Annotated in this window: 3 protein-coding genes; 1 reads left to right on the top strand and 2 read right to left on the bottom strand. The window is 81.5% G+C overall.

Annotation, left to right across the window (positions count from 1 at the left end; translation table 11 throughout):
- The first annotated feature begins 264 nt into the window (after window positions 1–264).
- Window positions 265–1557 (top strand): GTPase HflX, encoded by a 1293-nt coding sequence (hflX, locus tag ACRYR7_RS24400; protein ID WP_432574902.1) that lies wholly within the window; start codon window positions 265–267, stop codon window positions 1555–1557.
- A 68-nt stretch (window positions 1558–1625) separates the two neighbouring features.
- Here hflX and ACRYR7_RS24395 read toward each other — a convergent pair whose 3' ends face one another.
- Window positions 1626–4082, bottom strand: a complete 2457-nt coding sequence (locus ACRYR7_RS24395; RefSeq protein WP_432574900.1) for a ComEC/Rec2 family competence protein — start codon at window positions 4080–4082, stop codon at window positions 1626–1628.
- Window positions 4079–4513 carry a helix-hairpin-helix domain-containing protein gene (locus ACRYR7_RS24390; protein WP_432574898.1) on the bottom strand — a complete coding sequence of 145 codons (435 nt, stop codon included), beginning with the start codon at window positions 4511–4513 and terminating at the stop codon, window positions 4079–4081. The genes ACRYR7_RS24395 and ACRYR7_RS24390 overlap by 4 nt, the downstream gene beginning before the upstream one ends.
- Window positions 4514–4674: the final 161 nt, after the last annotated feature.

Raw genomic sequence — 4674 nt, 5'->3', positions numbered from 1 at the left:
CAGCGCGGTCCTCATCGGCGGGCACGACCCCTGGGCGGCGTGCGTGAACCGCCCCGCGGGGTTCCTGGACGCCGCGCTCTAGACACCCCCCGACCCCGCCCCCGACCCCGCCCCCGACCTCGACGCGAGCGCGGTCCGGCCGGGCGCCGCCGCGGGTGCGGGCCGGTCGGGGGCGGGCTAGCGTCGAGCGCGAGGTCGAACCACGGCCCACGCGGCTCCCGCCGGCGTGGACGCCGGCGGGAGCGGACCTGCAGGGAGCTCTCCGTGGCGGGAACCTGGTTGCTCGGCCCCGGCGGCGGCACCGACGCCGCCCCTCCGGTGGCGGTCCTCGTGGCCGTCGACGACGGCGACGTCGACGTGCGGTCCTCCCTCGCCGAGCTGGCGCGGCTGGCCGACACCGACGGGGTGGCCGTCGCCGAGACCGTCGTGCAGCGCCGCGAGCACCCCGACCCCGCCACGTACGTGGGGTCCGGGACGGTGCAGGCGGTGCGCGAGGCGGTCGAGCGCACCGGCGCGTCGCTGGTGGTGTGCGACGACGAGCTCTCCCCCGCGCAGGTGCGCACCCTGGAGGACCGGGTCGGCGCGCGCGTGGTGGACCGCACCGCGCTCATCCTCGACGTCTTCGCCGAGCACGCCCGCAGCAGCGAGGGCCGCACCCAGGTGGAGCTGGCGCAGATCGCCTACCAGCTGCCGCGCCTGCGCGGGCGCGGCACCGGGATGTCGCGCATCGGCGGCGGCCGCGTCGCCGGCGGCGCCGGCATCGGCGTGCGCGGTCCCGGTGAGATGCGCCTGGAGTCCGAGCGGCGCCGCCTGCGCCGCCGCGCCGGGGAGCTGCGCCGGCGCACCCGCGACATCGCCGCCCGGCGCGAGCGCACCCGCACCCGCCGCCGGCGCGACCGGGTGCCCTCGGTGGCGATCACCGGCTACACCAACGCGGGCAAGTCGGCGCTGCTGAACCGCCTGACCGCCGCCGAGGTCGAGGTGCGCGACGAGCTGTTCGCCACGCTGGACCCGACGGTGCGCCGCCTCGTCGTGGACGGAGCCGCGTTCACCGTCACCGACACGGTCGGCTTCGTGCGCAACCTGCCCCACCAGCTCGTCGACGCCTTCCGCTCCACGCTGGAGGAGGTCGTGGGCGCCGACCTCGTCGTGCACGTCGTGGACGCGAGCGCGCCGGACGCGATGGCGCAGGTGACCACGGTGCGCGGCGTGCTGCACGAGATCGGCGCCTCGCACCTGCCGGAGGTCCTCGTGCTCAACAAGGTCGACGTCGCCCCGGCGGAGTGGGTCGACGCGCTGCGCCGCGCCTACCCCGGCGCCCCGGCGGTGTCGGCGCTGACCGGCGAGGGGGTGCCGGAGCTGCGGCACCTGCTGGCGCGGCGGGTGCACGAGCTGGCCGGGGCGCACGGGCACCCGGGCGAGGAGGCGGCGGACCGGGACGGGGACGACCCGGTGGGTCGGGACGGGGACCGGGACGACGTGGTGGACCTGCGGGAGGGCCCCCTCCGGGGGAGCGGGCGGGACGCCGCGCAGGACGCCGGGCGGGTGCCCCGCTGACGCTGGCCGCGCACCGGCCGCGCACCGGCCGCGCACCGGCCTGAGCCGCCGGGGACCGCGCCGGCGCCTCACCCGTCGGAGTAGCGCGCCCGCCGCTCGGCCTCGCGCGGGTCCGGGCCGCGCACCAGGGTGCGCAGGTCCGCCGCGGTGCCGGCCACGGCGACGTCGCCGTCGCGGTCGGTGCGCAGCACCCGTGCGCCCAGGCCACGCAGCAGCGCCAGGGTCGCGGGGGCGGGGTGGCCGTAGTCGTTGGCCGCGCCGACCTCCACCAGCGCCACCCGCGGGCGCAGCGCCGCGTACAGCTCCGGCTCCTGCCGGCCCGAGCCGTGGTGGGCGACCTTGACGACGTCCACGGCCGTCCCGCCGGGCCAGCGGGCGGCGCCGCGCAGCAGCCGCCGCTGGCCGTCCGGCTCCAGGTCACCGGTCAGCAGCACCCGCACCCCGGCCACCTCGGCCAGCAGCACCGCGCTGGCGTCGTTGACCTGCGAGGAGTCCGGGTCGGGGGTGCCGGCGACGCCGGGCGCGGGGGCCAGGACGGTCCAGCTCACCGCGCCGGCCGTGCCGCTGCGCCCGGCGGAGGCGGTGCCCACCTCCGCCCCGCCGCCGGCGGCGACCTCGGCCACCCGCCGGGAGGCCGGCTGCACGGCCAGCGGGGAGACCAGCACCCGGGCCACCTCGCGCCCGCGCACCGCGCCCGCCAGGCCGTCGACGTGGTCGGCGTGCGGGTGGGTGAGCACCACCGCGTCCAGGCGCCGCACGTCCAGGCGCCGCAGGCAGCCGTCGACGAGCTCGGCGTCGGGACCGGCGTCCACGAGCACCGCCGCGCGCGGCCCGGAGCGCAGCACGACGGCGTCGCCCTGCCCGACGTCGCAGCCCACCACCAGCCAGTCCGGCGCCGGCCACGGCCCGGCCGGCCCGCCCCAGCGCGGGGCGCAGCGCACCAGCAGCGCCGCGCACAGCACCAGCGCGAGCGCGGCCGCCGGCAGCCGCCGGCGGCGCGCGCCGGGGCGGCGGCCGCGCAGCACCAGGGCGAGGGCGGCGACGAGCAGCACCGTGCCGGCCGCGACGACGAGGGCCCCGGCGGCGCCGGCGGGCAGCGGCAGCGCCACCGGCACGTCCGCGGCCCGGTGCGCCACCAGCGCGACCCACCGCACCGCCAGGCCGGCGGGCAGCACCACGACGGCGGCCGCGGCCGGCCACACGGCCGCCACGAGGGTGGTCACCAGCCCGAGCACCGTGGCGGGGGCGACGGCGGGGGCGGCCAGGACGTTGACCGGCAGCGACAGCGGGTTCACCGACGGGGTGAGCAGCGCCGCGACGGGACCGCACGCCGCCTGCGCGGCGGCCGGGACCGCGAGGGCGTGGGCCAGCGCGCCCGGCACGCCGGCGCGCTGCAGGCGCTGCGCCCAGGGGCGGGCCAGCAGCAGCAGGCCGGCGGTGGCGAGGACCGAGAGCGCGAAGCCCGCCTCGCGGGCCAGCCAGGGGTCGGCCACCAGCAGCACCAGCACCGCGCCGGCGAGCACCGGCACTCCGCGCGCGGGCCGGCCGGCGAGCAGCCCGGCCAGGCCGACGGCGCCCATGACGGCGGCGCGCAGCACGCTCGGCTCGGGGTGGGCGAGCACGACGAACCCGGCCAGCCCGGCCGCGGCGGCCAGCAGCCGCACCCGGCGCCCCAGGCCCAGCCGGGACGCGGCGAGCACCAGGGCGCCGACGACGAGGGTGGTGTTGGCCCCGCTGACGGCCGTCAGGTGGCTCAGCCCCACCGCGCGCATGTCGGCCTCCAGGTCCGCCGGCAGCGCGGAGGTGTCGCCGACGACGAGGCCGGGCAGCAGCCCGCGCGCGTCGGCGGGCAGGTGGGCGCAGGCCGCGCGCAGCCCGGCGCGCAGCCGCTCGGCGGCGCGGTGCGCGGCGCCGGGGGGCGCGGCGGGCCGCGGGGCGCCGCGCGCGTGCAGCAGCACCACGGCCCGCTCCCCCGGCTCGGCCGGAGCCAGGCGCGCGGTCAGGCGCACCCGGGTGCCGACCGCGGCGCGCCAGGAGGCGGCGTCGGCGAACGCGGTGGCGGGGGCGGCGACCTCGAGGTGCTGCCCGCGCACCAGCACCGCGCTCAGGCGCACGTCGACGGCCACGCGGGCGGGGGCGCCGGGGCGGGCGCTGCGCAGCGCGCGCGGCTCGGAGCGCACCTCGGCCTCGACCAGCGCGACGGCGCGCTGCTGCGCCCGCAGCGGCAGCTCGCCCGTGGTGGCGCGCGCCTGCTGGACCGCCGTGGAGGCCAGCACGGCGGCCACCGCGGTGAGCACCAGCAGGGCGGTGCCCCCGCGCCGGCGCAGCACCACGACCGCGGTGAGCAGCAGCGCGCCGGCGGTGGCGGCCAGCGCGGCGGTGGCGGGGCGCGGCGCGGTGGGCGCCCACGCGGCGGCGGCCCACCCGGCGAGCGCGGCGGCGACCAGCCGCAGGTCCAGCGGCGGCGCGGGGCGCCCGTCCGCCCCGGCGGGCCCCGCGGCGGAGGGGTCGGGTGCGGTGCTCACACCCGCACCAGGTCGCGGACGCCGTCGAGCAGCTTGGGGCCGATGCCCTGCACCTCCCCCAGCTCCTCCACGGAGGTGAAGCGCCCGTTGGCCTGCCGCCAGGAGACGATCCGGCCGGCGAGGACCTCGCCCACCCCGGGCAGCGCGTCGAGCTGCTCGGCGGTGGCGGCGTTCAGGTCCAGCGGACCGGCCGGCACTGCTGCACCGCCCGCGCCCGGACCCCCGCCCGTGGTGCCGACAGCGGGAGCCGGGGCCGGGGCCTGCCCCGGGGCCGGGACGAGGACCTGCTCGCCGTCGACGAGGGGGCGGGCGAGGTTCAGCGCGTCCAGGTCGGCGTCGGGCGCGGGACCGCCGGCGGCGCTCAGCGCGTCCGCGACGCGGCCGCCGGCGGGCAGGCTCACCAGGCCGGGGCTCAGCACGCGCCCGGCCACGTGCACGACGACCGTGCCGGTGGGCGTGGCGACGAGGGAGGTGGCCGGGGACGGCGCGGTCTGCGCACCCGGACCACCGGGGGGGGGGGGGGGGCGGGGGGGGGGGGGGGGGGGGGGGGGGGGGGGGGGGGGGGGGGGGGGGGGGGGGGGGGGCCGCGCCC

The sequence above is a fragment of the Kineococcus gurbantunggutensis genome, from assembly GCF_050871925.1.
GTDB lineage: Bacteria > Actinomycetota > Actinomycetes > Actinomycetales > Kineococcaceae > Kineococcus.
Note: the sequence above shows the minus strand (reverse complement) of the source record. Positions and strands in the feature narration are given on the sequence as shown.